Source organism: Dermacoccus sp. SAI-028 (genome assembly GCF_004346775.1).
Taxonomy (GTDB): domain Bacteria; phylum Actinomycetota; class Actinomycetes; order Actinomycetales; family Dermatophilaceae; genus Dermacoccus; species Dermacoccus nishinomiyaensis.
In genome coordinates, this window is record NZ_SMFS01000001.1 from 2730847 (window position 1) to 2757615 (window position 26769).

At 70.2% G+C, this 26769-nt stretch carries 24 protein-coding genes and 1 tRNA gene; 6 read left to right on the top strand and 19 right to left on the bottom strand.

Going from position 1 to position 26769, the window contains the following annotated elements:
* Positions 1-47: 47 nt before the first annotated feature.
* Together EDC82_RS12445 and nth are read right to left on the bottom strand one after the other, a co-directional pair.
* Positions 48-728: a CoA pyrophosphatase gene (locus tag EDC82_RS12445; RefSeq protein WP_040014339.1), complete on the bottom strand. Its 681-nt coding sequence runs from the start codon at positions 726-728 to the stop codon at positions 48-50.
* On the bottom strand, positions 728-1561 hold the full coding sequence (gene nth / locus EDC82_RS12450; RefSeq protein WP_006943929.1) for an endonuclease III: 834 nt from the start codon (positions 1559-1561) through the stop codon (positions 728-730). The genes EDC82_RS12445 and nth overlap by 1 nt, the downstream gene beginning before the upstream one ends.
* A gap of 215 nt (positions 1562-1776) precedes the next feature.
* Between nth and EDC82_RS12455 the strand changes: the two genes are divergently transcribed.
* Complete coding sequence (locus EDC82_RS12455) at positions 1777-2454, top strand: Crp/Fnr family transcriptional regulator (protein WP_006943962.1); 678 nt, start codon at positions 1777-1779, stop codon at positions 2452-2454.
* A gap of 71 nt (positions 2455-2525) precedes the next feature.
* Here the strand turns inward: EDC82_RS12455 and EDC82_RS12460 are convergent, their stop codons facing one another.
* From EDC82_RS12460 to EDC82_RS12480, 5 genes are all read right to left on the bottom strand, one after another.
* The gene (locus EDC82_RS12460) at positions 2526-3347 is read right to left on the bottom strand and encodes an MBL fold metallo-hydrolase (RefSeq protein WP_006943960.1); all 822 of its coding nucleotides are present in this window, start codon (positions 3345-3347) and stop codon (positions 2526-2528) included.
* Positions 3348-3360: 13 nt separating this feature from the next.
* The gene (locus tag EDC82_RS12465; RefSeq protein WP_006943946.1) at positions 3361-4257 is read right to left on the bottom strand and encodes an NUDIX domain-containing protein; all 897 of its coding nucleotides are present in this window, start codon (positions 4255-4257) and stop codon (positions 3361-3363) included.
* Positions 4258-4265: 8 nt separating this feature from the next.
* Positions 4266-4730 carry a RidA family protein gene (locus EDC82_RS12470; RefSeq protein WP_006944011.1) on the bottom strand — a complete coding sequence of 155 codons (465 nt, stop codon included), beginning with the start codon at positions 4728-4730 and terminating at the stop codon, positions 4266-4268.
* Positions 4731-4733: 3 nt separating this feature from the next.
* Positions 4734-4889 carry a DUF4177 domain-containing protein gene (locus tag EDC82_RS12475; protein WP_006943980.1) on the bottom strand — a complete coding sequence of 52 codons (156 nt, stop codon included), beginning with the start codon at positions 4887-4889 and terminating at the stop codon, positions 4734-4736.
* 138 nt (positions 4890-5027) lie between these two features.
* Positions 5028-7415 carry a transglycosylase domain-containing protein gene (locus EDC82_RS12480; protein ID WP_006943977.1) on the bottom strand — a complete coding sequence of 796 codons (2388 nt, stop codon included), beginning with the start codon at positions 7413-7415 and terminating at the stop codon, positions 5028-5030.
* A 198-nt stretch (positions 7416-7613) separates the two neighbouring features.
* On the opposite strand from EDC82_RS12480, the gene EDC82_RS12485 reads away from it, so the two are divergent.
* Positions 7614-7946 (top strand): WhiB family transcriptional regulator, encoded by a 333-nt coding sequence (locus EDC82_RS12485; protein ID WP_006943975.1) that lies wholly within the window; start codon positions 7614-7616, stop codon positions 7944-7946.
* Positions 7947-8034: 88 nt separating this feature from the next.
* Here the strand turns inward: EDC82_RS12485 and EDC82_RS12490 are convergent, their stop codons facing one another.
* Positions 8035-8505: a GatB/YqeY domain-containing protein gene (locus tag EDC82_RS12490; RefSeq protein WP_006943945.1), complete on the bottom strand. Its 471-nt coding sequence runs from the start codon at positions 8503-8505 to the stop codon at positions 8035-8037.
* 36 nt (positions 8506-8541) lie between these two features.
* Here EDC82_RS12490 and EDC82_RS12495 point away from each other — a divergent pair, with 36 nt between their 5' ends.
* A complete protein-coding gene (locus tag EDC82_RS12495) occupies positions 8542-9693 on the top strand; it encodes a metallophosphoesterase (RefSeq protein ID WP_006943988.1) in 1152 nt (383 codons plus the stop codon).
* 18 nt (positions 9694-9711) lie between these two features.
* On the opposite strand, the gene EDC82_RS12500 is transcribed toward EDC82_RS12495, so the two are convergent.
* The 10 genes from EDC82_RS12500 to EDC82_RS12540 form a co-directional block, all read right to left on the bottom strand.
* Complete coding sequence (locus EDC82_RS12500) at positions 9712-10389, bottom strand: response regulator (RefSeq protein WP_006943998.1); 678 nt, start codon at positions 10387-10389, stop codon at positions 9712-9714.
* A complete protein-coding gene (locus EDC82_RS12505; RefSeq protein WP_062256084.1) occupies positions 10386-13025 on the bottom strand; it encodes an ATP-binding protein in 2640 nt (879 codons plus the stop codon). The genes EDC82_RS12500 and EDC82_RS12505 overlap by 4 nt, the downstream gene beginning before the upstream one ends.
* A 37-nt stretch (positions 13026-13062) precedes the next feature.
* Positions 13063-13635: a potassium-transporting ATPase subunit KdpC gene (kdpC, locus tag EDC82_RS12510; RefSeq protein WP_131941721.1), complete on the bottom strand. Its 573-nt coding sequence runs from the start codon at positions 13633-13635 to the stop codon at positions 13063-13065.
* A 1-nt stretch (position 13636) separates the two neighbouring features.
* On the bottom strand, positions 13637-15652 hold the full coding sequence (kdpB, locus tag EDC82_RS12515; RefSeq protein ID WP_131941723.1) for a potassium-transporting ATPase subunit KdpB: 2016 nt from the start codon (positions 15650-15652) through the stop codon (positions 13637-13639).
* Positions 15649-17286, bottom strand: coding sequence for a potassium-transporting ATPase subunit KdpA (gene kdpA, locus EDC82_RS12520; RefSeq protein ID WP_006943959.1), 1638 nt, complete (start codon positions 17284-17286; stop codon positions 15649-15651). The genes kdpB and kdpA overlap by 4 nt, the downstream gene beginning before the upstream one ends.
* Positions 17287-17297: 11 nt before the next feature.
* The gene (gene kdpF / locus EDC82_RS12525) at positions 17298-17399 is read right to left on the bottom strand and encodes a K(+)-transporting ATPase subunit F (RefSeq protein WP_197079011.1); all 102 of its coding nucleotides are present in this window, start codon (positions 17397-17399) and stop codon (positions 17298-17300) included.
* 96 nt (positions 17400-17495) lie between these two features.
* Positions 17496-17708: a hypothetical protein gene (locus EDC82_RS15300; protein ID WP_040014341.1), complete on the bottom strand. Its 213-nt coding sequence runs from the start codon at positions 17706-17708 to the stop codon at positions 17496-17498.
* Positions 17663-18340, bottom strand: coding sequence for an alpha/beta hydrolase-fold protein (locus EDC82_RS15305; protein ID WP_160126248.1), 678 nt, complete (start codon positions 18338-18340; stop codon positions 17663-17665). The genes EDC82_RS15300 and EDC82_RS15305 overlap by 46 nt, the downstream gene beginning before the upstream one ends.
* Before the next feature lie 367 nt (positions 18341-18707).
* The gene (locus EDC82_RS12535; protein WP_160126249.1) at positions 18708-19697 is read right to left on the bottom strand and encodes a cytochrome c oxidase assembly protein; all 990 of its coding nucleotides are present in this window, start codon (positions 19695-19697) and stop codon (positions 18708-18710) included.
* A 187-nt stretch (positions 19698-19884) separates the two neighbouring features.
* Positions 19885-19961, bottom strand: a tRNA-Pro gene (locus EDC82_RS12540).
* A 738-nt stretch (positions 19962-20699) separates the two neighbouring features.
* Between EDC82_RS12540 and EDC82_RS12545 the strand changes: the two genes are divergently transcribed.
* On the top strand, positions 20700-22712 hold the full coding sequence (locus EDC82_RS12545; RefSeq protein ID WP_160126250.1) for an acyltransferase family protein: 2013 nt from the start codon (positions 20700-20702) through the stop codon (positions 22710-22712).
* 15 nt (positions 22713-22727) lie between these two features.
* Here EDC82_RS12545 and EDC82_RS12550 read toward each other — a convergent pair whose 3' ends face one another.
* Positions 22728-23603 (bottom strand): LysR family transcriptional regulator, encoded by an 876-nt coding sequence (locus tag EDC82_RS12550; RefSeq protein WP_038569601.1) that lies wholly within the window; start codon positions 23601-23603, stop codon positions 22728-22730.
* Positions 23604-23828: 225 nt separating this feature from the next.
* Here EDC82_RS12550 and gabT point away from each other — a divergent pair, with 225 nt between their 5' ends.
* Positions 23829-25166, top strand: coding sequence for a 4-aminobutyrate--2-oxoglutarate transaminase (gene gabT / locus EDC82_RS12555; protein ID WP_074040905.1), 1338 nt, complete (start codon positions 23829-23831; stop codon positions 25164-25166).
* 131 nt (positions 25167-25297) lie between these two features.
* Complete coding sequence (locus EDC82_RS12560; RefSeq protein ID WP_006943997.1) at positions 25298-26752, top strand: NAD-dependent succinate-semialdehyde dehydrogenase; 1455 nt, start codon at positions 25298-25300, stop codon at positions 26750-26752.
* Positions 26753-26769 lie beyond the last annotated feature (17 nt).

A 26769-nucleotide genomic window follows, 5' to 3' on the forward strand; every position in this document is an offset into this window, starting at 1 on the left:
GATCTGGACGCCCCCAGGAACGCCACCGCTCCAGGCGACAGCCGACGTCAGCGCAGGAACCGCTGCGGCACCTGACGGCGGTCGCCGGTGTTCCAGGCGCGGGTGAGCCCCGCAGCGGTGAGCACGGCGTCGAGCAGGAACGCTGTGAAACCCCACACGTACAGCCCGTCGACGGTGAACGCCGGCCCGGCGAAACCGCGCGGATGCGTCGCGGTGTGGCGATTGGCCGGATCGACGAGGTCGCTGACGCGCACCCGCGCGACGTGTGCCACCTCGATCGGGTCGAGCGCGGCGACCGGCGACGGCTGCTGCCACCACGCCAGCACCGGCGTGACGGCGAAGTTCGTCACCGTCAGCGCGACGGGTGCCAGCGCTCCGAGCACCTCGACGCCCGCCGGCGACAGACCGATCTCCTCGTGCGCCTCACGCAGCGCCGTGGCGACGGCGTCCGCGTCGTCGTGCTCGACTCCCCCGCCGGGAAACGAGACCTGCCCCGCATGCGTGCGCATCGCATCCGCGCGCTGGGTGAGGACGACATCGACGCCCCCGCCCTGCTCGTCGAGCGACTCGAGCCCCGCCATCGCGCCGTCCGTCGGCCCGAAGAGGATGAGGACGGCCGACTCACGGGCCCCGGGCTCCGGCGACGGCCAGGCACCGCGCAGCCGGTCCGACGAGCCGAGCTCGTGGACACGATGCAACCAAGCCGGCGCCTCGGACGCGTCCGTCATCACGCGAGCCCCGAGTGCCGCGGGACGGTCGGAGTGCCCCGATGCCCGGTCGAGAACGAGGCGTCGGGTTCAGCGCCGTCGACGAGGAGGCCGACGAGGGCCTCACCGCCCTTCGGCACGGCCAGTTCGTACTTGAGCAGCTTGCGGGCTGCATCGGCGTCGATCTCCCCCTCGCCGAACGACGGGCACCACTGCGCCACCGGGCAGACCCCACAAGCCGGGCGGCGGGCGTGGCAGATGCGCCGGCCGTGGAAGATGACGACGTGGCTGAGCATCGTCCAGTCCTTCTTCGGGAACAGCGCACCTACCTCGGCCTCGACCTTGACGGGGTCTTCGGACGTCGTCCACCCGAACCGGCGCGCGAGCCGCCCGAAGTGCGTGTCGACGGTGATGCCGGGCACGCCGAACGCGTTGCCGAGCACGACGTTCGCCGTCTTGCGGCCGACGCCGGGCAGGGTCACGAGGTCGTCGAGCCGGCCGGGCACCTCACCGTCGAAGCGCTCGACGATGTCCTGGCTCAGCTTGATGACGGCGCGCGTCTTGGCCCGGTAGAACCCCGTCGGACGCAGGATCTCCTCCATCTCGGCCGGATCGGCGCCCGCGAGCGCCGCGGCGTCGGGGTAGCGCGCGAACAGCACCGGCGTCACCTTGTTGACGCCGACGTCGGTGGTCTGCGCCGAGATGACGGTGGCGACGAGCAGTTCGAGCGGCGACTCGAAGTCGAGTTCGGCTCGCGCGTACGGGTACTGGGCGATGAGCGTGCGGTAGATGCGACGCGCCTGTCGCACGAGCGCCGTGTGCGTCTCGGGGCGCGCGGCAGCACGACGCGGCATCCTGCGCGCGGGCGACGTCGAGGGCCCTGACGAGGAGGCCGCCGGGCCAGCGTCGCCGGCCGGAACGGACGGGGAAGAACTCATGCTCACACCCTAGAACGCAGCGCTGACAACCCCCTCCGACGGCCCGTGGGTGGGGGCCGTCACATCACGTCGCCCAGCAGTAAACAGCTGTGCTGTGCGGCCCGTCACGCGAAACGTGGCAGGATGGAGAGGTGGACATCGATGTTGTGCGTCAGGCCCCCCTCTTCGCTGCGCTGAGCGACGAGGATGCGCAGGCTCTTCTTCAGCGCATGTCGCGTGCGCGCATCGAACGTGGTGACGTGCTGTTCGAGGAGGGCGAGCCCGGCGATCGGCTCTACGTCATCACCTCCGGCAAGGTGAAGCTCGGCCGCCGCTCCCCCGACGGCCGCGAGAACCTGCTCGCCGTACTCGGCCCCGGCGAGATGTTCGGTGAGCTCAGCCTCTTCGACCCGGGCGCCCGCACGACGACGGCGACCGCCGTCGCCGGCACCGACCTCGTCGGGCTCGGGCACGCCGAGCTCACCGAGTTCGTCTCGACGCGCCCCGAGGTCGCCGTCAAGCTGCTCGGTTCGATCGCGCGCCGCCTGCGCCGCACCAACGAGGCGCTCGGCGACCTCGTCTTCACCGACGTTCCCGGCCGCGTCGCCAAGGCGCTGCTCGACCTGGCGAGCCGCTTCGGCCGTCAGGTCGACGGTGGAGTCCTCGTCGCACACGACCTGACGCAGGAGGAGCTGGCGCAACTCGTCGGTGCCTCGCGCGAGACGGTCAACAAGGCCCTCGCCGACTTCGCCGGACGCGGCTGGCTCAAGCTCGAGGCACGCGCCGTCACGCTGCTCGACGTCGAGCGTCTGCAGCGACGCGCTCGCTGAGGCTCCCCCACGCGTCGAAGGCCGCCCCACCGAATCGGTGGGGCGGCCTTCGACGTCCGTCAGTGCTTGATTCAGACTTCGCCAATACGCGTCAGATGCGCCAACTGCGCCGCGACGACGGCTTCGACGGCGGGGCGCAGGGCCGCGTCGACGCCGCCGTACACACCGTCGATGACGGCGTCGACGCGCGCGGCGTCATCAGCGTCGGACGGTGCCTGGGCGAGCGCGGCCAGCACCTCGTCGAGCCGCTCGTCGCGGTGATGCCGGTATGCGTCGATGACGGCGAGGGCGTCGCCGCCGACGTCGCCGTGCCCGGGTGCCAGCACGGCGCCGGGGGTTGCCTCGAGGGCCGCTTCGAGCACGTCGAGCGTCACGAGGTAGTCGGTGAGGTCGCCGTCGGGGTAGGCGATGAATGAACTGCTGCCGCCGAGCAGCGTGTCGCCGCTGAACAGCACGACATCGCCGTCGCGTTCGAGCACATACCCGACCGAATCCGCAGTATGACCGGGCGCGAAGACGACCTGGACGTCGTCGAAGATCTGCCCGTCGACGAGCGGGATACCCTGGTCGCCGCCCCAGACGCGCGCCGAGCCCCCTGCCTCGGACAGCAGCTCGACGAGCCTCGCCGCGCCGCCCTCGTGATCGTCATGATGATGCGTGAGCAGGACGTCGACGTTACTCACGCCGCGCACCGCGTCGACGACTGCACCGACGTGCCCGTGCTCGTCCGGCCCCGGGTCGATGACGAGCGCGCGCTCGCCGCCGTCGGCAACGCCGTCAGCTCGCGTGATGACATAGCTGTTCGTGCCACTCAGCGTCATTGCGCTCGGGTTGTCGCAGCGCACGTGAAGCACGCCAGGGGGCAGTGGATGCGTGGTCGCCTGGTCGGTCACGGAAGGTGCTCCCTCAGAGGTTGATACGGGCTCGCAGGTACGGGCCGTCGGGGCCCATGAGCGGTTCGGGACGGGTCGGTTCGAACGCTGCAGCTCGCGCCTGCGTCAGGGCCTCGGACGCGCTCACGGCGCGCGTCAGCCGCTCCAGACCGGTGCGGGTCGGCGGCAGGAGCCGGACGTGCCCGGCCGCCATCTCGTCGAGCATCTCCCGCGGGCGCACCCAGCGGCCACGCTGCGACTCACGCGAGACGGCATCGGCGACGGCGCCCTCCGGCAGCAACGCCGTGAAGAACCACGTGTCGAAGCGTCGCTTCTCGAACGGCGGGGTGATCCAGCGGTCGACGGCCGCGACGAGGTCGGCGCGCAGTCGCCGCCCGGCGAGCACGTCGACGAACGTCACCTCGTGCGCCTCGAGGCGCGTGCGTAGCTCGACGTCAGGCCCCGCAGCCTCGGCTGGGCCATCTGTCTCAGCTGCGAGCCCAGCGTCGGCTCCGTCGCCGACTGCGTTCCCGCGTACGTTCGTGTCGACGAGCAGCACGCCCGCCTCCTCGAACAACTCCCGCAGGGCGCACACGACGACGGCGCCTACCGCGTCGGCGTCGATCCCGAGGTCGCGCCCCGCGTCCCCGGCGTCGAAACCGTCGAGCAACCCGGCCTTCACGACGTCCTCATCGGCTGCGTCGACCCGCCCACCGGGAAACACCCACGTCGACGGCGCGAAGTCCATCGTCGAGGCGCGCTCGATCACGAAGACCTCAAGCGGTTCACCGCGCACGAGCATGACGGTGGCCGCCTGCGAGGGCGCCGCCTCGTCGCCCTGCTCGCCCCGGCCGACGGCGTCGAGCCAGCGCATGGCCGACTCGCGGAACGGCCCGATCGGGAACTCGCGCACCTGCGACGACGTGGTCACGGGGCCCCTCAGTCGCGAACGGCGACGGTGATCTCGACCTCGACCGGTGCGTCGAGGGGCAGGACGGCCACGCCGACGGCCGAGCGCGCGTGCACGCCGGCGTCGCCGAAGACATCGCCGAGCAGGTGCGAGGCGCCGTTGACGACGCCCGGCTGGGCCGTGAACGACGGGTCGCTGGCGACGAACCCGACGACCTTGACGACGCGCGTCACGCGATCGAGGTCGCCGATGACGCTCTTGATCGCCGCGAGCGCGTTGAGCGCACACGTACGAGCGAGCTCGCTGGCCTGCTCGGCGCTGACCTCGGCACCGACCTTGCCCGTCAGCGGCAGCTTGCCGGCGACCATGGGCAACTGGCCGGAGGTGTGTACGCGGTCGCCGTCACGAACCGCCGGGACGTATGCGGCGACGGGCGCTGCGACCTCGGGCAGTTCGAACCCGAGCTCCGCGAGACGCTTCTCGATCGCGCTCATCGCTCAGGCCTTGGGGCGCTTGAAGTAGCCGACGAGACCGTTGCCGTCGGGGCCGGGCACGATCTGCACGAGCTCCCAGCCGTCCTCACCGAAGTTGTTGAGGATCTGCTGCGTGGCGTGGACCATGATCGGCGCGGTGAAGTATTCCCATTTCTGCATGCCTCCACCCTAGAGCCACCCACCGCCATCGCGGTCGAAGCGGCCCGAGGCAGACCCCACCCCATGACGGCGCGAGGCCCACCCCAGGACGGGGTGGGCCTCGCGAGCCTGCGTCAGTCGGCGCCCAGCACCTGACGATCAGGGCTTGACGTACAGCGTGATCTTCTTGCCCTTGCCGAGCTTCTGGCCGGCCGCAGGGTCGGTCTTGAACGCCTGGCCGCCGGAGACGTCACCGGAGTTCTGCTTCGACACGGTGACGAGGAAACCGGCCTTCTCGAGTGTCGACTTCGCGTCCGCCTCGCTCTTGCCCTTGACGTCGGGGACACTCACCTCGTCGCCCTGCTTGGTCGCCTTGTCGGGTTCGGCGAGCTTCGCCTTGGGCATGCCCTTCGAGATCGTGTCCATCGTCGCCTTCCACACCGGCGCCGCGATGTCGCCGCCGTACAAAAAGGTGCCGATGTGCTTGCCCCCGATGGAGACGTTCTTGATCGGGTTCTTGTTGTCGAAACCGCGACCCACCCAGACGGCCGTGGAGAGCTGCTTCGTCGAGCCGACGAACCACGTGTGCAGGGATCCGTCGACCGTACCGGTCTTGCCGAAAGCTTCCCGCCCGTCGGCCAGCTTGGCATCGGAGGCGGTGCCGTCGCTGTCGAATACGTGGGTGAAGATCTCCGCCGTTCCGCGAGCCTCCTGCTGGCTGATGACCTGCTTGCACGGCTCGACCTTGAGCGCCACCGGCTTGCCGTTCGCCTGCTTGATCGAGACGACGGGGCGGGGTGCGCAGTACTTGCCGTCCGCCGCGACGGTGGCGAACGCGTTGGCCATCATCATCGGCGAGGACGAGTCGGAGCCGAGCACGATCGACGAGGGGTCGCGCCGGATGTCGCGCCACCCGCCCGTCTTGAGGTCACGGGCCTGAACACCCATGAGTTTGAAGGTGTCCCGCACCTTGCACGGCCCCAGCGACGCCACGAGGGCTCCGAAGGCGGTGTTGACCGATTCGGCGGTGGCCTTGCTCAGGCTCATCGGGCCGGACGGCACCGGGTGGTCGTTTCCGACGGACCAGTTGCCGGCACCCTGACCGCACTGGCCGGGGAACGTCTTCGACGTGAAGTTGTAGACCGGGCGCCCGTCCTTCGTGCCGTTCATGGCGGGAACGTTCACCGTCGAGTCGACGGCGCGGCCCTGACGCATCGCCTCGACGATGGCGAAGATCTTCGCCGTCGAACCGATGGGGAAGCCCGAGCGGACCCAGTCGACGGACGTCGAGAAGTGGTTCGATCCGGCGACGTCGTACTTGGCGTTCTGCGACATGGCCTGGACGAGACCCGTGCCGGGTTCGATGATGACGCCCGCTGCCTGCACGTCCGCGCCGTTGCCGACGGGAACGCGCTTCTTGAGGTTCGAGTCGAGGGCCGACATCTTCTTCGGGTCGAGCGAGGTCTGGATCGTCAGGCCGCCGGTCTTCAGCTTGGCGAGGCGCTCCTTGCGGTTCGCGCCGAGCGCGGGCTGGTCGGCGACCCAGTCGGTGACATAGTCGCAGAAGTACGGGTACTTGCTGCCCTGGCAGCCACCGCCACCGCCACCGGCGATGTTCGTCACGTGAGTCTGCAGCGGGCTGGCGATGGCCTTCTCACCGTCGGCCTTGCTCACGCGCCCCTGCTTGATCATCTTCTCGAGCACGATGTTGCGGCGCTTCACCGCAGCCTTGGGGTTGTGCACCGGGTCGGTCGAACCAGGCAGGTTGACGACGCCCGCGAGCGTGGCGGCCTCGGGCAGCGTCAGATCCTTCGCCGGATGGCCGAAGTAGTGCTGGGAAGCGGCCTCGATGCCGTACGTGCCGTCACCGAAGAAGACGAGGTTGAGGTAGCTCGTGAGGATCTGATCCTTCGTGTGCGTCTTCTCCAGCTCGACCGCCATCTTGAGCTGCTTGATCTTGCGGACATAGGCGTCGGTGCCGTGCTGCGCGACGGCCTTCTTCGCCTCCTCCTTGTCGCCGCTCTCGATCGCGGCGCGCTGCGCGGCGACCTTGACGTACTGCTGCGTCAGCGTCGAGGCGCCCTGCGTGCTCGAGGAGACGAGGTTCGCGGCGACAGCGCGCAGGATGCCGCGCTGGTCGAGCGCGCCGTGGTCGTAGAAGCGCTCGTCCTCGATGGCGACCTGCGCGTCCTTCATCACCTTCGGGATGGCCGACGACGGCACCACGATGCGGTTCTCGTCATACGGGGTGGCGATGACGGAGCCGTCCTTCGCCAGGATCTTCGACTGCTGGCTCAACGCGTTTTCGGTGAGCGTGCCCGACATGTCGTCGAACTCCTTGACGCCACCCTTGACGCTCGCGCCCGCGAGGCCCGTGGCGGGGATGAGCAGGCCCGCGAAGAGCAGGCCCAGCGCCATCGAGGTGGCGACGAACGCGCCGAGGAGGCTGAGAACCGAGCCCATCGCAGAACGCTGACGGCCACCGTCAGATTTCTTCCGGGCTTGCTTCTTGGCCGACGCATCGGCGCCAGGAGACTTTCCACGCATGCCGCTCAGCGTATCGGGGCAGCCTGTCAAAGCCTTCGAGGCGTGGTTCGGCGCGCCCCGCGCCGACCGCGTGTACTAACGTTTTTGGTACTCAATCCCCATGGAAACTCACCAGTAACCACGCCTACTGTGCGTATAGCAACCTTTGTATGTGGCGCACGCCACACCGTCATCCGCACCAACAAGGGGAGGGCACCGATGACGATCATGGCCGAAGAAGAGATGCAGACGCCCGTCTGGGACGACAACTGGGCCGCCCGCGCCCAGTGCGCCGCGGCGGCACCTGACGAACTGTTCGCCAAGGGGGCTGCGCAGCAGTCGGCGAAGACGATCTGTCAGCGCTGCCCCGTCGTCGCCGAATGCCTCGCCGACGCGCTCGACAACCGCACCGAGTACGGCGTCTGGGGCGGCATGACGGAGCGTGAGCGCCGCGCGCTGCTGCGTCGCCGTCCGGACGTCAAGTCGTGGGCGACCCTGTTCAAGATGGCGCGCGCCGACGAGGCCGCCGCAGGCATCCGCCGCGAGAGCTGAGACGTGCACGAACGCTGAGGGCCGTGCCGACCGCTGGGGTCGGCACGGCCCTCACCGCCATTCGGGCACCTGAGCCCGCAGCAAGTGATCAGCCCGCGAGCGCCTTCTTGACGGCCGCCGCGACGCGCCCACCCTCTGCCTGCTCGCCGATCTTGGGCTTGACGACGCCCATCACCTTGCCCATGTCTTTCATGCCGGATGCGCCCGTGGCGCTGACGGCCTCGGCGACGATCGCGTCAATCTCGTCGTCGCTCAGCTGCTTCGGCAGGTACCCCTCGAGGCAGGCGAGTTCCGCGTTCTCCTTCTCGGCGAGCTCGGTGCGCCCGGCGCCGACGTAGGCGTCAGCCGCCTCGCGGCGCTTCTTCGCCTCCTTGACGATGACGGCGAGCACCTCGTCATCGCTCAACTCACGGTGCTCCTTGCCTGCGACCTCGGCGTTCGACACGGCCGTCAGGACCATGCGCAACGTCGCGCTACGCACCTGATCGCGCTCGCGGATCGCGTCGGTCAGGTCGGTGTGGAGAGTGGCCTTCAAGGTGGTGGCGCCGGTTGCGTTCATGCGGTCATTCTTCCACCCCGGTGCGAGAATCCCCGCATGAGTTTCCCCGCCCGCCCCCTCCCCCGCGCGCTGTCGCTGGCCGCTGCAGGCACGGCCGCCGGCGGTACGGCGGCGCTGGCCTGGGCCTCGCTCATCGAGCGCAACTGGTACGCGCTGCGCCGCGTCGAGATGCCGGTGCTCGCCCCCGGGACGGCGCCGCTGCGGGTGCTGCACGTCAGCGACCTGCACATCGTGCCGCGTCAGGAACGACGCATCCAGTGGGTGCGTCAGCTCGCGCGGCTCGAACCCGACTTCGTCATCAACACCGGCGACAACCTCAGCGACGAGCACGCCATCCCCGCTGCGCTGCGCGCGATGGGGCCGCTCATGGAGCTTCCCGGCGCGTTCGTCTTCGGTTCGAACGACTACTTCTACCCCAAGCTCAAGAACCCCCTGCGCTACTTCGACGACTCGCATGCCAAGGGCGCGGCGATGCAGACGGGTGAGTTCGACATCGCCCAGTTGCGTGACGGTTTCACCGCGGGCGGCTGGCTCGACCTCACGCATCGACGCGAGCGGGTGCGGGTGGGGGCTGACGGCGTGGCGCTGGAGCTTCTCGGCGTCGACGACCCGCACCTCGAGTACGACGACTACGCGCAGGTCGCCGGTGAGGCCGCGTCGCGCCGAGGTGAGGTGGCCGCGACGATCGGCGTCGTCCACGCGCCGTACACGCGCGTGCTCGACGCGATGACGGCCGACGGCGCGGACGCCGTCATCGCCGGTCACACGCACGGCGGGCAGCTGTGCGTGCCGTTCCACGGCGCGCTCGTGACGAACTGCGACCTCGACACCTCGCGCGTCAAGGGCGTCTCGCGCTGGTGGCCCGGCGCGTCCGGCGTCGACTCGACGCAGGCCGTGCCGATCGGGCCGGGTGCGCTCGCAACGGACGGCTCGCCCCTCGACTCCGCCGCCGAGATCGGCGAGCGCTTCGACGTCCTCGACGCCCACCGCGTGCACAACGACTCGGTCTCGCGCTCGGAGGCTACGGCGCGCGAACGGCGCCGCACCGCGCTGCCGTCGTCCGCCGCGCCCGACGACGCGGCGTGGCTGCACGTCTCCGCCGGGCTCGGACACAACAAGTACACGCCCGTGCGCTTCGCCTGCCGTCCCGAGGCGACACTCATCACGCTGACGGCGAAGGCGCACTGACGAGCCCTGCGCGGCGCGTCAGCGCAGCACGTAGCCGATGCCGGGTTCGGTGACGATCCAGCGCGGGAGGGACGGTTCGGGTTCGAGCTTGCGACGCAGCTGCCCGCAGTAGACGCGCAGGTAGTTCGACTCGCGCCCGTACTGCGGCCCCCACACGGCGCGCAGCAGTTGTTCGTGCGGCACGACGCGCCCGCGGTGGCGCGCGAGTTCGGCGAGCAGGCGCCACTCCGTCGGCGTGAGGTGGACGGCCCCCGTCGGCCCGCTCGCCTCGTACGTCGTGAAGTCGAGCGAGAAGTCCGCGGTGACGACGGGCGCCGGGCCGGACGGTTCGGCGCCGCCTCGCCGCAGCGCGGCCCGCACGCGCGCCATGAGCTCCTCGATGCCGAACGGTTTCGTCACGTAGTCGTCGGCACCCTCGTCGAGCGCCTCGACCTTGTCATCGGCTTCCTGACGAGCCGACAGCACGATGACAGGCACGCTCGAGCTCTGACGCAGTTGGCGCAGCACGTCGACGCCGTCGAGGTCGGGCAGGCCGAGGTCGAGGACGACGAGGTCGGGCATCGCGTCTGCGCACGTGCTGAGGGCATCGAGGCCGCACCCGACGGTCTCGACGTCCAAGCCGCGCGCCTTGAGGTTGATGCGCAGCGTCCGCGCGATCGTCGGGTCGTCGTCGACGACGAGCACTCGTTCACTCATGACTCACCGCGCGTGGTTGCGTCTGCGAACCGGGTATCGACCGGCTGGTCGGCCTCAGCGTCCTGGGGCCGGGCCTCGGGCGCCGACTCGGGTTCCGATTCAGCGCCGGGCTCGGCCTCGCTCGTCGCACCCGCTGCGTTCGCCACGGCCGGCAGGACGATGACCATCGTGACACCTCCACCGGGAGTGGTCTCCGCCTCCAGCATGCCGCCCATCGCCTCCGTCAGGCCGCGCGCGACGGCGAGACCGAGCCCGATGCCGTCACCCGCGGGTGCGTCGCCGTAGCGCTGGAAGGGCCGGAATATCTCTTCGCGCGCCTCGTCGGGGATGCCCGGGCCGTGGTCGGCGACGCGTAGTTCGACGCGCGGGCCGAGCGCACTCGTCGTCACGACAACGCCGTCGCTGCCGCCGTGACGCAGGGCGTTCTCGAGGACGTTCGCGAGGACGCGGTCGAGCAGGCCGGGGTCGGCGACGACGTGGCGCGCGGCGTCGTCGAGGTGCCAGGTGACGCGATCGGGTGTCTCGAGGGCGCGCACCGCGGGTGTGACGACCTCGGCGAGGTCGATCTCGCGCGGGTTCGCGACGAGCGCGCCGGTCTGCAGCCGTGAGGCGTCGAGCAGGTTGCCGATGAGCGCATCGAGCCGATCGGCCGACGTCTCGACGGCTTCGAGCAGTTCCGCCTGGTCCTCCGGCGAGAACGTCACCTCGTCGCTGCGCAGGCTGCCGACGGCGGCCTTGATGCCGGCCAGGGGCGTGCGCAAATCGTGGGAGACGGCGGACAGCAGCGCGGTGCGCGCCTTGTTGTCGCGCACGAGGGTGTCGGCCGACTCGGCGAGGTCGAGCAGCGCTCGACGGTGCAGCACGGCCGCCGCGTGCATCGCGTACGCCCCCAGCAGCCGCTGCCGCTCGGCGGGGACGGGGCGCCCCACGAGGACGAGGTCGTGCTCGTCGTCGATGCGCTCGACCGTCGTCTTCTCGCGCGGCAGCGCCTGCGCGGCGACGTCGCTGTAGCCGTCCGTCGAGGCGATGACGCTGCGACCCGGCCCGCGGGTGCGCACGACGGCCGCCGCGTCCTGGTCGAACATCTCGAGCGAGCGCGTGAGCAGCAGCGCGAGCTGGTCGGCGGAGGACAGCATCGTGTGGCTGAGTTCGGCGAGCGCCGTCGCCTCCTGGTGCGAGGCGCTGACGTCGGCGGCCCGGCGGGCGCTCGCGTGGACGACGAGCGAGACGGCGGCGCCGATGACGACGAAGAGCACGAGCGCGACGACGTTCTGTGGGTCGGAGATCGTCAGCGTGCCGATGGGCGGGGTGAAGAACCAGTTGATGAGCAGGGACGACAGCACACCGGCCGTGATCGCGGGCGCCATCCCGCCGATGAGCGCGACGACCACGGTGAGCAGCAGGTACAGCTGCACGATGAGCGGCAGCCCGACACCGGAGCGCAGCGGCACGAGCAGGGCGCTCAGCAGCGCCGGGGCGGTCACCGAGGTGAGGAAGCCGAGCCGCACCCGGCGCGTCGACAACCCCTCGCGTTCGGTCGGTGACGAGCCCACGTGCGCGAGCTCGTGGGTGACGACGTGGACGTCGATGTCCTCGCCCGAACCCGCGATGATGCGCTCGCCCGTGCCGGGACGCAGCATCGCCTGGGCCCGCGAGCGCCGGCTGAGGCCGACGACGATCTGGTCGGCGTTGACGCCGCGCGCGTAGTGCAGGACGGCCTCGGCCGCGTCGGGCCCGCTGACGGTGTGGAACGTCCCGCCGAGCTCTTCGGTGAGGCGTCGCAGGCCGCTGACGACGTCGGCCTCGGCGGTGCGCAGGCCGTCGTCGCGCACGACGAAGACGGCGTGCATCTCGCCGCCGCTGCCGCGCGCGGCAATGCGGGCGGCGCGGCGCAGCAGCGTCGCGCCCTCGCGCCCACCGGAGAGGGCGACGACGACACGGTGACGTGTCGGCCACGTACCGACGATGTCATGGTCGCTGCGGTAGGCCGTCAGGCTCTCCTCGACGCGGTCGGCGAGCCACAGCAGCGCGAGCTCGCGCAGGGCCGTCAGGTTGCCCTGGCGGAAGTAGTTGGCGAGCGCCGCGTCGACCTTCTCCGGCTTGTAGACGTTGCCGTGCGCCATCCGCCGACGCAGTGCCTCGGGCGCCATGTCGATGAGTTCGACCTGCTCGGCGCGCCGGACGACGACATCCGGCACCGTCTCGCGCTGCAGCACGCCGGTGATGGCGAACGCCGCGTCGTTGAGCGATTCGAGGTGCTGGATGTTGACGGTGGAGACGACGTCGATGCCCGCCGCGAGCAGGTCCTCGACGTCCTGCCACCGCTTCTCGTGGCGGCCGCCCGGCACGTTGGTGTGCGCGAGTTCGTCGACGAGCGCGACCTGCGGCGCGCGCCGGAGCACGGCGTCGAGGTCCATCTCCTCGAGCGTCGCGCCCCGGTACTCGCGCCGCAGTCGCGGCATGACCTCGAGGCCCTCGAGCGCGACGGCCGTCGCCGTGCGCCCGTGGGTCTCGCAGAAACCGACGACGACGTCCGTTCCCCGCCCGGCCCGGCGTCGGCCCTCGGCGAGCATCGCCATGGTCTTGCCGACGCCGGGGGCCGCACCGAGGTAGATGCGCAACGTGCCTCGTGTCATGCGTCCATCTTCTTCTGCCGTCGCGGTTTCCGCCCGCTCAGCGAGCAGCGCGTTGCGCGAGTGCGATGTTGAGGTCGAGCACGTTGACCCGTTCGGCGCCGAGGTAGCCCAGGGCCGGCTTCTCGATGTGGGCGTCGATGACCTTCTCGACGTCGGCGACGCTCATCCCGCGGGCCGCGGCGATCCGCGGTGCCTGCCAGCGGGCATAGGCGACGCTGATGTCCGGGTCGACGCCGCTGCCGCTCGCGGTGAGGGCGTCGTCCGGGATCGGGCCCGTCGCGTTCGGGTTGGCCTTCGTCAGCGCCGCACGACGCTCGGTGATCGCCTTCTTCTGCTCGTCGGCGTTCTGGCCGAGGTTCGAGCCGCCGCTCTCGGCGCCGGGGGCCTCGACGGCGGACGGGCGCGCCGCGAACCACTTCGCGTCGCTCGTGGGTTGGCCGATGAGACTGGAACCCACCTCGCGACCCTCGGCGCGGACGATCGAGCCGTCCGCCCGGGCCGGCATCGCCCGCGCCACGCCCGTGACGAGCAACGGGTAGGCGATGCCGAGGACGACGGTGAGGACGAGGAGCGCACGAAGCGCGGCCCAACCCTGACGAAGAACGAACATGTCACTTCACTCCCGGGGTGACGGACAGGACGAGGTCGATGAGCTTGATGCCCACGAAGGGCGCGATGACGCCGCCGACGCCGTAGACGAGCAGGTTGCGGCGCAGCATCGCGGCGGCACCGAGCGAGCGGTACGCCACGCCCTTGAGCGAGAGCGGGATGAGCGCGACGATGACGAGGGCGTTGAAGATGACCGCCGACAGCATCGCCGACTCGGGGCTGTGCAGATGCATCATGTTGAGCTTGCTCAGGCCCGGGAAGATGACGACGAACATCGCGGGGATGATCGCGAAGTACTTCGCGACGTCGTTGGCGATCGAGAACGTCGTCAGCGCTCCGCGGGTGATGAGCAGCTGCTTGCCGATGGCGACGACGTCGATGAGCTTCGTCGGGTTGGAGTCGAGGTCGACCATGTTGCCGGCCTCCTTCGCCGCCGACGTGCCTGTGTTCATCGCCACGCCGACGTCGGCCTGCGCGAGGGCGGGCGCGTCGTTCGTGCCGTCACCGGTCATCGCGACGAGACGTCCGCCTTCCTGCTCGGCCTTGATGAGGCGCATCTTGTCCTCGGGCGTCGCCTCGGCGAGGAAGTCGTCGACCCCCGCCTCCTTCGCGATCGCGGCGGCCGTCAGCGGGTTGTCGCCCGTGATCATGACGGTGCGGATGCCCATCTCGCGCATCTGCGCGAAACGCTCGGCCATGCCGGGCTTGACGACGTCCTTGAGGTGGATGACGCCGAGCATCCGGGCGGTGCCGTCGGCGTCACGCTCGGCGACGACGAGTGGCGTGCCGCCGGCCTGGCTGATCGCCTCGACACGAGCGTCGATGTCGTGCGCCATGTGGCCGCCCAGCTCGTGCACCCACGCGGCGACGGCCGAGCCGGCGCCCTTGCGGATGGCGCTGCCGTCGGGCAGGTCGATACCGGACATGCGGGTCTGCGCGGTGAACGGAACGGTGACGACGTCCGCGATCTCGGTCGCCGTGAACCCTTCTGCCGCAGCGTATTCGACGATCGACCGGCCTTCGGGCGTCTCGTCGGCGAGCGACGACAGGCAAGCGGCGCGGACGAGATCCGCGCGCGAGACACCCTCGACGGGGACGACGTCACCGGCGCGGCGGTTGCCGTAGGTGATCGTGCCGGTCTTGTCGAGCAGCAGCGTCGAGACGTCACCTGCGGCCTCGACGGCGCGCCCCGACATCGCGAGCACGTTGTGCTGCACGAGGCGATCCATGCCGGCGATGCCGATGGCGGACAGCAGCGCACCGATCGTCGTCGGGATGAGGCAGACGAGCAGCGCGACGAGGACGACGAGCGACATGTCGTGGCCCGAGTAGCTCGCCATCGGCCAGATCGCCATGACGGCGAGGACGAAGATGATTGTCAGCGTCGTCAGCAGGATGCCGAGGGCGATCTCGTTCGGCGTCTTCTGCCGTTCGGCGCCCTCGACGAGCGCGATCATGCGGTCGATGAACGTCTCACCGGGCTTGCTCGTGATCTCGACGACGATGCGGTCCGACAGCACCGTCGTACCGCCGGTGACGGCGCAGCGATCGCCACCCGATTCGCGGATGACGGGCGCCGACTCACCGGTGATGGCCGACTCGTCGACCGTCGCGACACCGTCGACGACGTCGCCGTCACCGGGGATGACCTCGCCGGCCTCGACGACGACGCGGTCGCCGACGCGCAGTTCGGTGCCGGGCACGCGCTCCTCGCCGCCGTGCGGCATGAGGCGGCGGGCGATGGAGTCGACGCGGGTCTGACGCAGGGTGTCGGCCTGCGCCTTGCCGCGCCCTTCAGCGATGGCCTCGGCGAGGTTGGCGAACAGGATCGTCAGCCACAACCAGATCGTGACGGAGATCGAGAACACCGACGGGTGGATGATCGACAGCACCGTCGTGAGCACCGAGCCCACCCAGACGACGAAGATGACGGGGGTGCGCACGAGGTGGCGCGGGTCGAGCTTGCGCAGGGCGTCCGGCGCCGATTCGAGGGCCGTAAGGGGGAGTGATGCGTTCACGAGAGGGCCTCCGCGATCGGGCCGAGAGCGAGTGAGGGGAAGAAGGTCAGCCCGGCGACGATGACGATGATGCCGACGAGCAGACTGGTGAAGACGGGCCCGCGGGTCGGCATCGTGCCGGCCGTGGCGGGGCGCCGCTGCTGCGAGACGAGCGCGCCGGCGACGGCGAGCACGAGCACGATGGGCAGGAAGCGTCCGAGGAACATGCACGCCGCGAGCGTGAGGTTGAGGTACGGCTGGTCGGCCGCCAGGCCCGCGAAGGCGGAACCGTTGTTGTTCGACGCCGACGTGTAGGCGTACATCATCTCGCTCAGGCCGTGCGGGCCGTGGTTGAGCAGGGCGTCCTTCGCGACCGGCAGCACGACACCGGCGGCGGTGAACATCAGCACGAGCGCGGGCATGACGACGACGGCGAGCGCCGAGTACGTGATCTCGCGTCGGCCGATGGCCTTGCCGAGCAGTTCGGGCGTGCGTCCGACCATGAGGCCGGCGATGAAGACGGTGAGCAGCGCGAAGATGATGATGTTGTACAGGCCGGTGCCGACGCCGCCGGGCGAGACCTCACCGAGCATCATGTTGAGCATCATGAGGCCGCCGCCGAGGGGGCTCATCGAGTCGTGCATCATGTTGACGCCACCGGTCGAGGTGCCCGTCGTCGCGGTGCCGAACAGCACCGATCCGACGATGCCGAAGCGTTGCTCCTTGCCTTCCATCGAGCCGAGCGCACCGCTGGACTCGGCCCAGATGCCGAGGCCGGCGCTCAGGGTGAACAGGGCGCCCATGGCCGTCGTGAACACCGCGCCCTGACGGCGGTCGCCGACCATGAGGCCGTACATCCACGGCAACGAGAAGGGGATCGCGAGCACGAGGAGGATCTCGAACAGGTTCGTCCACGCGTTCGGGTTCTCGAACGGGTGCGCCGAGTTCGCGTTGAAGAAACCGCCACCGTTCGTGCCGAGCAGCTTGATGACCTCCTGGGAGGCGACGGGGCCGCCCTGGATCGTCTGGCTGCCGCCGACGAGCGTCGTCACGTCGTGCGGGCTGCTGAGGTTCTGGATGACGCCGCCCGCGACGAGCACGAGCGCGCCGACGAACGCGATGGGCAGCAGGATGCGGGTGCAGCTGCGCACGAGGTCGACCCAGAAGTTGCCGATCGTCGCGGCGTTGCTGCGCGCGATCGCGCGGCACAGGGCGACGGCGACGGCCATGCCCGTCGCGGCGGAGACGAAGTTCTGCACGTTCAGGCCGGCCATCTGGACGGTGTACCCGGCGCCCGACTCACCGCCGTAGCTCTGCCAGTTCGTGTTCGTCGTGAACGACACGGCCGTGTTGAAGGCCGTGTGCCAGTCCTGGCTGCGCCCCAGGCCCCAGGGCAGGACGCCCTGCGCCATGATGAGCGCGAACAGCAGCACGACGGACGCGACGCCGAACATGACGCTGGCGACGGCGTACGTGCGCCAGCCCTGCTCGACGCGCGGGTCGACGCCGACGGCCCGGTAGATGAGGCGCTCCGGCGCCCAGTCATTCTCATCCGTGAAGCAGCGGTACATCCAGGTGCCGAGCGGCACGTGGACGAACGCCAGCAGCAGCGCGATGGTGGCGATCATGCAGATCGCCTGAAGAGTGACGTTCATGTGCGCGGCCCTCAGAACTTCTCGGGCCGGATGAGGGCGTACAGCAGGTACCCCAGCAGTGCGAGGGCGATGATGCCCGCGATGACGATTTCGATCATGGATCGAGCGTGCAACCGCCCCGGCGGCGCACCGCTCGTCTTGAGGTCGCCTTGTCGCGTCTTGACGCGTTCTTTACGTCAGGCTCTTCCCCTGCGTCGCTGCCCCGGCGTTCAGGGGCGCGGTGCGAAACCGGGCTGCACCTCGACGAGCCAGTCGAACGAGCGCGGGATCTTGCGCGTCCACACCGACAGGCGGTGGCCGCCGCCCTGCGCGATGCGCGCCGTGACGTCGGTGGGCCGCTTCACCACGGTGAGGAACTCCTTGACGGAGGGGTAGCTCACCTTGTCGGCGTCGGAGGCGAACAGCCACAGCGACACGGGCACCGGGTTGGCTTTCTCCAGGGCGATGAGGTCGTAGCTGCGCGCCTGCGGCGAGTTGGGGGAAACGGCGGGTGGCCGTCGAACTGCGGACGGAAGTAGCCCTGGTAGGCGACGGCGGCGCCGAACGTCGCGGGGTGCTTCATCGTCAGCATCGAGGCGCACCATCCGCCGAGGGAGTACCCCCACGTCGCCCACGACCCGCGCCCGGGCGCGACGGCGAAGGTGTGTTTCACCCACGTCGGCAGCGTGGAGGCGAGCCACGTCTCGGTCTGCAGGCCGTGCGGGTCGTCGATGCACTCCGTGTCGTCGTCGAGGGTGCGGTTGAGTTGCGGCACGACGACGATGGGCGCGGCGATGCGGCGGTCGCTGACAGCCCTGTCGACGCGTGTAGAGGTGGTCGAGCTTGCTGTACGTCTCTGGGCTTCCCGGCAATCCGTGCATCGCGACGATGACGGGGTGACGCGTCGCGGAGTGTTGGTCGTACCCCACCGGCAGCTGGACGTACACCTTGCGCGACGCGGTGGGGCGCCCGTCGGCGTTCTTCGGGCCCGGGATCTCGCACTTCTGCAGGCGCTGACCCGGCTGCGGCAGCGCGGGCAGGGCGTGCGGCGTCGTCGGCGCCGTCGGGGTGGCACTCGCGGAGGGGCCTGCTGATCCAGGGCGGGCGCCGGCGTGGGCGCGCCGTAGTGACGCGGCGTGTCCGCAGGCGAGTCGCCGAGCAGGTCACCCCAACTCGTGTAGAACGCCTACTCGTTGTTGACAGGGCACCGACGAGCGCGAGCGTGGTGAACAGTGCCGTCAGGCCGAGGCGCGACAGCGCCTGCATCCACGGCTTGCGCCCCCCACGAGCCTCCCCGGACGATGACGACGAGAACGAGTGCCGCGGCGCAGCCGAGCACGATCGGCAGCCACGTCCCGTTCAACCCCATAGAAGAAGGGAAAGGACTCATCTGGGGAATTGCCCGTGAGCCGCTGGGAAAACGCTCCGAATCGTGGTGTGCGTCACCTCGAGGGTGTTGACGTCCGATCGGGTGGGACGTCGGCAAGGCCCTCGGAGGCGGTGAGGGTCGCGTCGGCGCTGCCCTCGGACGTGGTGGGTGCCGCGGTGATCCACCATGGCGTCGTCGTGCCGGGGCCGTCGCCGTACTGGGCGTCGAGTTCGGCGTCGGCGCGGAGGGCGCTCGCGCGATCGGCTCGCATCCATTCGATGAAGACGGCTGCGAGCAGGGGCAGCCCGACACTCTCGGCGACGGCGAGCAGCGCTCCCCCGGCGAACTTCTGATCGAGCGAGGCGGACATGTCGCCGCGGTAGGTGGAGGCGGACGCTGCGAAGCCGGGGAAGTGCGGCATGAGCAGATCGTGGTGCGTCATGACGAGGATGCCGGGGATCGCGTCAAACAGGCCGTCGACGCAGGCGAGCAGGACGCGCACGCCGGGCCCGGCCCACGCGGGCAGCAGATCGCCGGCGAGCAGGGGCAGCACGACGGTGACGCCGACGACGAGAAGGTGCACGGTGAGCACGATGCGCATCGGCGTCGAGTCGAGCGCGGCCTGCCCGTAGGGCGTGAAGAAGACGACGATGACGCTCACCATCGCGAGGATCGAGCTGACGAACGGGTACATGAGCGCCCGTCCGAGGCGCCCGCCGAGCATCCGGCGCAGCGCCGTCGACCCCGCCGCGCCCTCGATGACGTCGACGGGGCGCGCGAGCGCGAAGCCGGTCGGGATGACGGCGACGAGCAGCGCGACCTGCAGCGCGAACACCCACATGAGGCGCGTCGACCACACCTCGACAGGCCCGCACAGCGTGTAGGCGAGCGCGCCGGCGCCGAACGTCAGGAACCACGCGAGCCACGAGACGTCAGCTCGTCCGCGACGGCGTGCGCGGATCCAGGGGGCGACGTAGCCGATCGTCACGACTGCGACGAGGAGGGTGCCCCATGAGCCCGGTCGCCAGTCGGTCAGCCATGACGAGGCATGCAGTTCGTTCACAGCGGGCATTGTGCGCGCGTCGGCTGGGAGGGCGGTGAACTCGCCTCGGCGGCGGTTTCGAACGCGCTCGCGTCGCCGCGGGATCGGGCAACTGCGCACTGCGGCCACGACGCACACGGCTGGGCCCGCATTCGGACGGGTACGGCGAAGGCCCCCATCGGCGAACCGATGAGGGCCTTGCTGACGCTGGTCGGGGTGACAGGATTTGAACCTGCGACCTCGTCGTCCCGAACGACGCGCGCTACCAAGCTGCGCCACACCCCGCGACTCTCGTCGTGCGCCACCGATGCGATCGGCAGCGACACCAAACCTTACATGCCGCGGCGCGTCGGCGCTAATCGTCGGGGCACCGTCGTCACCGACGCCCTGGCGGCCCGTTCGTGAGCTACGTCATCGTGGCCGCGTCGCCACGTCCATCAGGGTGGCCAGGTGATACCATCAAGGGTCAGGGAGGAACGAACGCCAGGGGGAACAATCGTGGGCACGGACCACGACGGGCCACGCACGCCTCGCGGTCGCGGCACGGCTCGTCGCGACGGCGCCGAGACTGCAGGCCGGAGCGGGAGCGCGGCAGGCAGTCGCGACCGGAACGCAGGTCGTGGCGGCGTGCCCTCATCGAGCGATGACCTGCCCGGCTGGCTGTTCAGCGCCGACCCGCTGACGTCCCCGCCGCGATCAGCGAACGCTCCCGCAACGTCCTCTCCCGCATCTCGGGAAGCGTCCCCGAGCGCGCGCGTCAAGAACGACGCGGACACGTTGCGCGTCGAGCCATCGAGGGACGTCGTCGAGACGCCGGCGACAGCGGCGGCCTCCCGCACGACCGTCGGGCAGTCGGTCGACCGCACGAACCGAGCGGCCCGCGAGGCGAGCTCTCGGCCTCGGAGACGCCCCACGGACATGCTCGCGAAACCCCCGCGTCAGGCACCCCACCACGCGGAACGGTTGGCCCCGCCGGCTCGCGAATCCGCGGCGAGCAACGCGACGTCAGTGGTCACCGACGCGATGGACGCCACGACAGACCCCACCACGTCGACCGACACGAGCGCCCCGTCCTCGGACGCCGCTCGCACTGACGCCATCACAGGCCCCACCACATCGGCCGACACGAGCGCCCCGTCGTCCTCCGACGCCGTGCAACCAGCCTCCGACGCCGCGCGAGCGACCGTCGCGACTCCGCGGCGCGGCCGGCTGCCTGCCCTCGACGGCGTGCGCGCACTGGCGGTGCTGGCCGTCATGGCGTTCCATTTCCGGGTGCCCGGGTTCAGCGGCGGTTTCCTGGGCGTCGACATCTTCTTCGTGCTGTCGGGCTACCTCATCACGAGCCAGTTGTGGTCGCGCTGGCCGCTGCGCAGCATCGATCTGAAGGCGTTCTGGGCCGCTCGCGTGCGACGCCTCGCGCCCGCCGCACTGCTCCTGCTCGCCGTGACGACGCTCGTCACGGCGTGTTTCCATCCGTCCGGCCTCGCGCAGCAACTGCGCGATGCGGCGGCGGCGCTGACGTACACGTCGAACTGGTGGTACGTGTACGGCGGGCGGCAGTACGGCGACTTCGGTTCGTGGTGGTTCCTCGAACACCTGTGGTCGCTCGCGATCGAGGAGCAGTTCTACCTGCTGTGGCCGCTCGTGGTGGCGGGGGTGCTCCTCGCCGTTCGCGCCACACGAAAGCGGCGTCACGTCCTGCTCGCCGTGACCATCGGTGGGGCGCTCACCTCGAGCATCGCGATGAGTGTCGGCGCCTTCGCCTCGAGCGGCCGCTGGGCCGACGACCCCACGCGCGTCTACTTCGGCACGGACACACACGTCATGGGCCTGCTCGTCGGCGCCGCCCTCGCACTGCTGCTCGACGGGCGGGGGTTCCGCTCGCGCCTCACATTCGCCCCGGCGACGACCCGCATGACGGCCGCCGGCGTCGCCGCGCTCGTCGCCGTCATCGTCGTGATGACGCAGCTCGACTTCCTCTCGATGGGTTTCTACCGCTGGGGCGGTTTCCTCGCCTTCTCACTCGTCGTGGCGGCGCTCGTGTGGGTCGTCGTCCATGACGGCCCGCTCACCCGCGCGTTGTCGTGGCGCCCGCTGCGCTACGTCGGCGACCGCTCGTACGGGCTGTACCTGTGGCACTGGCCGCTCGTGACGCTGCCGTTCGTCACCGACGCGATGGAGTCGTCGTGGCTGCTGCCCGCGATCGGGTTGAGCATCGCGACGTTCGTGCTCGCCGAACTGAGCTACCGCTACGTCGAGATGCCCGTGCGCCGCGCCGGGGTGCGCGCCTGCCTGCGTCGCGCGCGGGGCGCTGTCGTCGACCGCCGTGTCGGCGCCATGGTCGCGAGTCTCGCACTCGCGGCAGCGCTCATCGTCACGGCGACACAGATCGTCGCGCACCGTCAGGGGTCGACCGAGACGACGGCACCCGCGCCCGGGATCGACGCCACGCCCACCCCGGCGCCGTCCGCCCCGCCGACGCCGGGGCACCCCGGGGCGCCGTCGACCTCGGCGAGCCCGTCGTCGTCGAGCAACACCCCCGTGGCCGGGCTCGACACCCGCGCCACGAAGCAGATGAGCATCAGCGTCTGGGGCGACTCCGTCCCCGCGTCCGTCGCGCTCAACCAGCTCCCGCACGCCTACCGCACGGTCGACAACCACGCCGCGAAGAGCCAGCAGGCGAACGCGGTGCTCGAGCAGGTCATGGCGGCTGCGAAGGCGGGGACGATCAGGAGCGACGTCGTCCTGATCCACACCGGCGACAACGGTGTCGTACCGCAGGAGATGCTCGCCAAGACCCTCGACGCGTTGAAGGACGAACGCGTCGTGCTCGTGCTGCCGAAGACCACGCTGGGCACCCAGAAGCAGGCGCTGCATGCGATCCGCGAGGCGGCGAAGGGCCGGCCGTGGGTGCACCTCGTCGACTGGTACGGCGCCTCCAAGGACCACCCCGAGTACTTCATCGACGGCGTCCACCCCACCCTCGCAGCGATGCCCGTCTACATCAGCCTCGTGCAGAAGGCCTCGAAGGCCTGACCACGACACGACTCGTCAGGCATACCTCCGTCGCGTGAACCGCGACAGATCCTGCGCGAGCCGTTCGAGCGCGTCAGCGGCGTGATGGCGACGATCCCACGCGGCGTGGAGGCGGATGCCGAGAGCGTCGCCGTCAGCGTCGCGGATCGTGAGGGGCACGAGGCCGAAGCGGGGGTCGTCGGTGAGGACGCAGACGCCGCGCCCGCTGGCCGCGACGGCCTGGGCGACGACGGGTGAGGCGAACTCCGCGCGGGGTTCGACGCCGAGCTGCTCTGCGTCGAGGGCTGCGTCGAGCACGCGGCGCGCCGAGAAGCTGCGTTCGAGCAGGAGCAGGTCAGCACCCGCGAGCTCGTCGAGGTGGACGGCATCGCGCTGCGCCCACGGATGGGTCGGCGCGACGCACGCCCACAGCGGCAGGCGCGCGACGACGCGGCTGCCCAACGCCGGGGGTGGTGCGAGCGGCGCCACGGCGAGGTCGGCTCCGCGACGCAACGTGTCGTAGACGTCGTCGACGGACGCTTCGGCGATGCTCGGCAGCGGCGCGTCGGCGGACCACGTCGCGAGCCAGGGGGCGAGGACGTCGTCGCGGGTCGTGCCGGGGCTGACGAGACGAACCCGCTGCAGACGGCCGGCTGCGACGCCGCGGGCCGCGTCACTCACGGCGTCGGCCTGGCGCAGCAGTCGACGCGCGACGGGCAGCACGTCGATGCCGGCGGAGGTGAGGCGCAGCCGCCCGTCCTCACGATCGAACAGGCGGATGCGCAGCTGCCGCTCCAACTGCTGGATCTGACGCGTGACGGCGGGTTGCCCCACGCCGAGTCGCGCCGCGCCGGCCGTCACCGTCCCGGCGTCGGCCACGGCGACGAAGCACTCGACCGCCCTCAACTCCATACCGTCCCCTTCTGCGATCTACGTCCACATCGGCGATCTACGGTCACTTTCACCGCCCTCGGCGGCCGGCCAGAGCCCATCAGCGGCCTATTCCCAACATGCATACCAATCATCGAAAATTGATATTGGACAGCATAGGCGCCAAGCCTCAGAGTGAGGGAGAACACTGACCGACCCTGATCACTCGCACCTCGGTTCGATCCCGCACGACGAAAGGACACGGCCATGACGTCCGTCCCTCAGGAGCGCAAGCTCGTCACCGCCATCCCCGGCCCGAAGAGCCAGGAACTGCACCAGCGGACGAAGGGCGCGGTCTCCGCGGGCGTCGGCATCGGCCTGCCTGTCTACGTCGAGCGTGCGGGCGGCGGCATCCTCGTCGACGTCGACGGCAACCAGCTCATCGACTTCGGCTCCGGCATCGCCGTGACGAGCGTCGGCAACTCGGCGCCGAAGGTCGTCGAGAAGGCCAAGAACCAGCTCGACGACTTCACGCACACCTGCTTCATGGTGACGCCGTACGAGGAGTACACGGCCGTCTGCGAGAAGCTCAACGAGCTGACACCCGGTGACCACGAGAAGCGTTCGGCGCTGTTCAACTCGGGCGCCGAGGCCGTCGAGAACGCCGTCAAGATCGCGCGCGTCCACACGGGCCGTCAGGCCGTCGTCGCCTTCGACCACGCCTACCACGGCCGCACGAACCTGACGATGGCGCTCACGGCGAAGAACATGCCGTACAAGCAGGGCTTCGGGCCGTTCGCGGGCGACGTCTACCGCATGCCGATGGCGTACCCGTACCGCTGGGTCGGCAACGCCGACACGATCACTGCCGACGCCTTCGAGGCGTTCACGAGCGCCGTGCACGCGCAGATCGGCGAGCAGAACGTCGCGGCCGTCATCATCGAGCCCATCCAGGGTGAGGGCGGGTTCATCGTGCCGCCCGCCGGCTGGCTGAAGAAGGTCGCCGACTGGTGCCGCGAGAACGGCATCGTCTTCATCGCCGACGAGGTGCAGAGCGGTTTCTGCCGCACCGGCGACTGGTTCGCGTGCGACGCCGAAGGCGTCGTGCCCGACCTCATCACGACCGCCAAGGGCATCGCGGGCGGCCTGCCGCTCGCGGCCGTGACGGGCCGCGCCGAGATCATGGACGCCGTCCACGCAGGCGGCCTCGGCGGCACCTACGGCGGCAACCCCGTCGCCTGCGCGGGCGCCCTCGGCGCGATCGAGACGATGGAGTCGGAGAACCTGCCCGCGCGCGCCAAGGAGATCGAGGCGATCTTCCGCGAGCGCCTCGGCCAGATCGCCGACACGCACGACGTCGTCGGCGACATCCGCGGACGCGGCGGCATGATGGCCGTCGAGATCGTCAAGGCCGGCACGAAGGAGCCCGACGCCGACCTGACGAAGAAGATCGCGGCCGCCGCGAACGCTCAGGGCGTCGTCACGCTGACGGCCGGCACGTACGGCAACGTCCTGCGCTTCCTGCCGCCGCTCGTCATCGGTGACGACCTGCTGCGCGAGGGCCTCGACATCATCGCCGAAGCGTTCGACTCCGCGACTGCCTGAGCGCCTGAGCGAGCACGACCATCCACAGGCTGTGTCGGATCGCCCCGCCCCGGGCGATCCGGCACAGCCGCTTCCACAGCTGCACCCGCCGTACTCGCCGGTACACCACGAATCTGGGATAGGAAAGACACATGGACACGAAGGCTCTGATCAACGACGTGCCGAAGCAGCTGTTCGTCGACGGCGCATGGCGCGACGCGGAGGGCGGCAAGACGCTCGAGGTGACGAACCCCGCGACCGGCGAGGTCCTCGCGCGCGTCGCCGACGCCTCCCCCGCTGACGGCGACGCAGCCCTCGCCGCCGCGCACGCCGCGCAGGCGAGCTGGGCGGCCACCACACCGCGTGAGCGTTCCGAACTGCTGCGCAAGGCGTTCGAGCTGCTCATCGAGCGCACCGACGACTTCGCGGCGCTCATGACCCTCGAGATGGGCAAGCCCTTCGCCGAGGCCAAGGGAGAGGTCGCCTATGGCGCCGAGTACTTCCGCTGGTTCGCGGAGGAGGCCGTGCGCATCAACGGCACGTACCTGCCCGCCCCCGCGGGCGGATCGCGACTGCTGACGATGAAGCAGCCCGTCGGCCCGTGCCTCATGATCACGCCGTGGAACTTCCCGCTCGCCATGGGCACGCGCAAGATCGGTCCGGCGCTCGCGGCCGGTTGCACGATGGTCATCAAGCCCGCCGCCGAGACGCCGCTGACGATGCTCGCCCTCGTCGCGCTCCTCGAGGAGGTCGGCGTCCCGAAGGGTGTCGTCAACGTCGTCACGACGAGCGATTCGGGCGGCGTCATGGAGCCGCTCATTCGCGACCCGCGAGCTCGCAAGCTGACGTTCACCGGCTCGACGGCTGTCGGCCGCAAGCTCGTCGAGCAGTCGGCCGAGCAGTTGCTGCGCGTGTCGATGGAGCTCGGTGGCAACGCGCCCTTCATGGTCTTCGAGGACGCTGACGTCGACGCGGCCGTCGAGGGCGCGATGGCGGCGAAGATGCGCAACATCGGTGAGGCCTGCACGGCCGCGAACCGTCTGTATGTGCACGAGTCGGTCGCCGCGGAGTTCGGCGAGAAGTTCGCCGCGAAGATGAAGGCGATGACGGTCGGCAACGGCATGGACGAGGGCGTCACCGTCGGCCCGCTCATCACCGGCAAGGCCGTGAAGAACGTCCAGCGACTCATCGACGGTGCCGTCGCCGCGGGCGCCACGAAGGTGTGCGGCGACGAGCAGGTGCCGAGCGAGGGCAACTTCGTCGCCCCCACCGTCCTGACGAACGTGCCCGGTGACGACGACATCGTGCGCGAGGAGATCTTCGGCCCGGTCGCCGCGATCCAGACGTTCACCGACGAGGACGACGTCATCGCCCGCGCGAACTCGACGGAGTACGGCCTCGCCGCGTACTTCTTCTCGAAGGACTACTCGCGGGCGCTGCGGGTCGCCGAGAAGCTCGAGTACGGCATGGTCGGCGTCAACGTCGGCGTCATCTCGAACCCGGCCGCGCCGTTCGGCGGGGTCAAGGCCTCCGGGTTCGGCCGCGAGGGCGGCTTCCAGGGCATCGACGAGTACCTCGAGACCAAGTACGTGGGCATGGCGCTCTGAGCGCCTGCGACGAAGGG

Coding starts and splice junctions, on each gene's coding strand:
- EDC82_RS12445 (WP_040014339.1), bottom strand. CDS start 728: ATGACGGACGCGTCCGAGGCGCCGGCTTGGTTGCATCGTGTCCACGAG.
- nth (WP_006943929.1), bottom strand. CDS start 1,561: ATGCCGCGTCGTGCTGCCGCGCGCCCCGAGACGCACACGGCGCTCGTG.
- EDC82_RS12470 (WP_006944011.1), bottom strand. CDS start 4,730: ATGAGCGCGATCGAGAAGCGTCTCGCGGAGCTCGGGTTCGAACTGCCC.
- EDC82_RS12475 (WP_006943980.1), bottom strand. CDS start 4,889: ATGCAGAAATGGGAATACTTCACCGCGCCGATCATGGTCCACGCCACG.
- EDC82_RS12480 (WP_006943977.1), bottom strand. CDS start 7,415: ATGCGTGGAAAGTCTCCTGGCGCCGATGCGTCGGCCAAGAAGCAAGCC.
- EDC82_RS12485 (WP_006943975.1), top strand. CDS start 7,614: ATGACGATCATGGCCGAAGAAGAGATGCAGACGCCCGTCTGGGACGAC.
- EDC82_RS12490 (WP_006943945.1), bottom strand. CDS start 8,505: ATGAACGCAACCGGCGCCACCACCTTGAAGGCCACTCTCCACACCGAC.
- EDC82_RS12495 (WP_006943988.1), top strand. CDS start 8,542: ATGAGTTTCCCCGCCCGCCCCCTCCCCCGCGCGCTGTCGCTGGCCGCT.
- EDC82_RS12500 (WP_006943998.1), bottom strand. CDS start 10,389: ATGAGTGAACGAGTGCTCGTCGTCGACGACGACCCGACGATCGCGCGG.
- EDC82_RS12505 (WP_062256084.1), bottom strand. CDS start 13,025: ATGACACGAGGCACGTTGCGCATCTACCTCGGTGCGGCCCCCGGCGTC.
- kdpC (WP_131941721.1), bottom strand. CDS start 13,635: ATGTTCGTTCTTCGTCAGGGTTGGGCCGCGCTTCGTGCGCTCCTCGTC.
- kdpA (WP_006943959.1), bottom strand. CDS start 17,286: ATGAACGTCACTCTTCAGGCGATCTGCATGATCGCCACCATCGCGCTG.
- EDC82_RS12545 (WP_160126250.1), top strand. CDS start 20,700: ATGGACGCCACGACAGACCCCACCACGTCGACCGACACGAGCGCCCCG.
- EDC82_RS12550 (WP_038569601.1), bottom strand. CDS start 23,603: ATGGAGTTGAGGGCGGTCGAGTGCTTCGTCGCCGTGGCCGACGCCGGG.
- gabT (WP_074040905.1), top strand. CDS start 23,829: ATGACGTCCGTCCCTCAGGAGCGCAAGCTCGTCACCGCCATCCCCGGC.
- EDC82_RS12560 (WP_006943997.1), top strand. CDS start 25,298: ATGGACACGAAGGCTCTGATCAACGACGTGCCGAAGCAGCTGTTCGTC.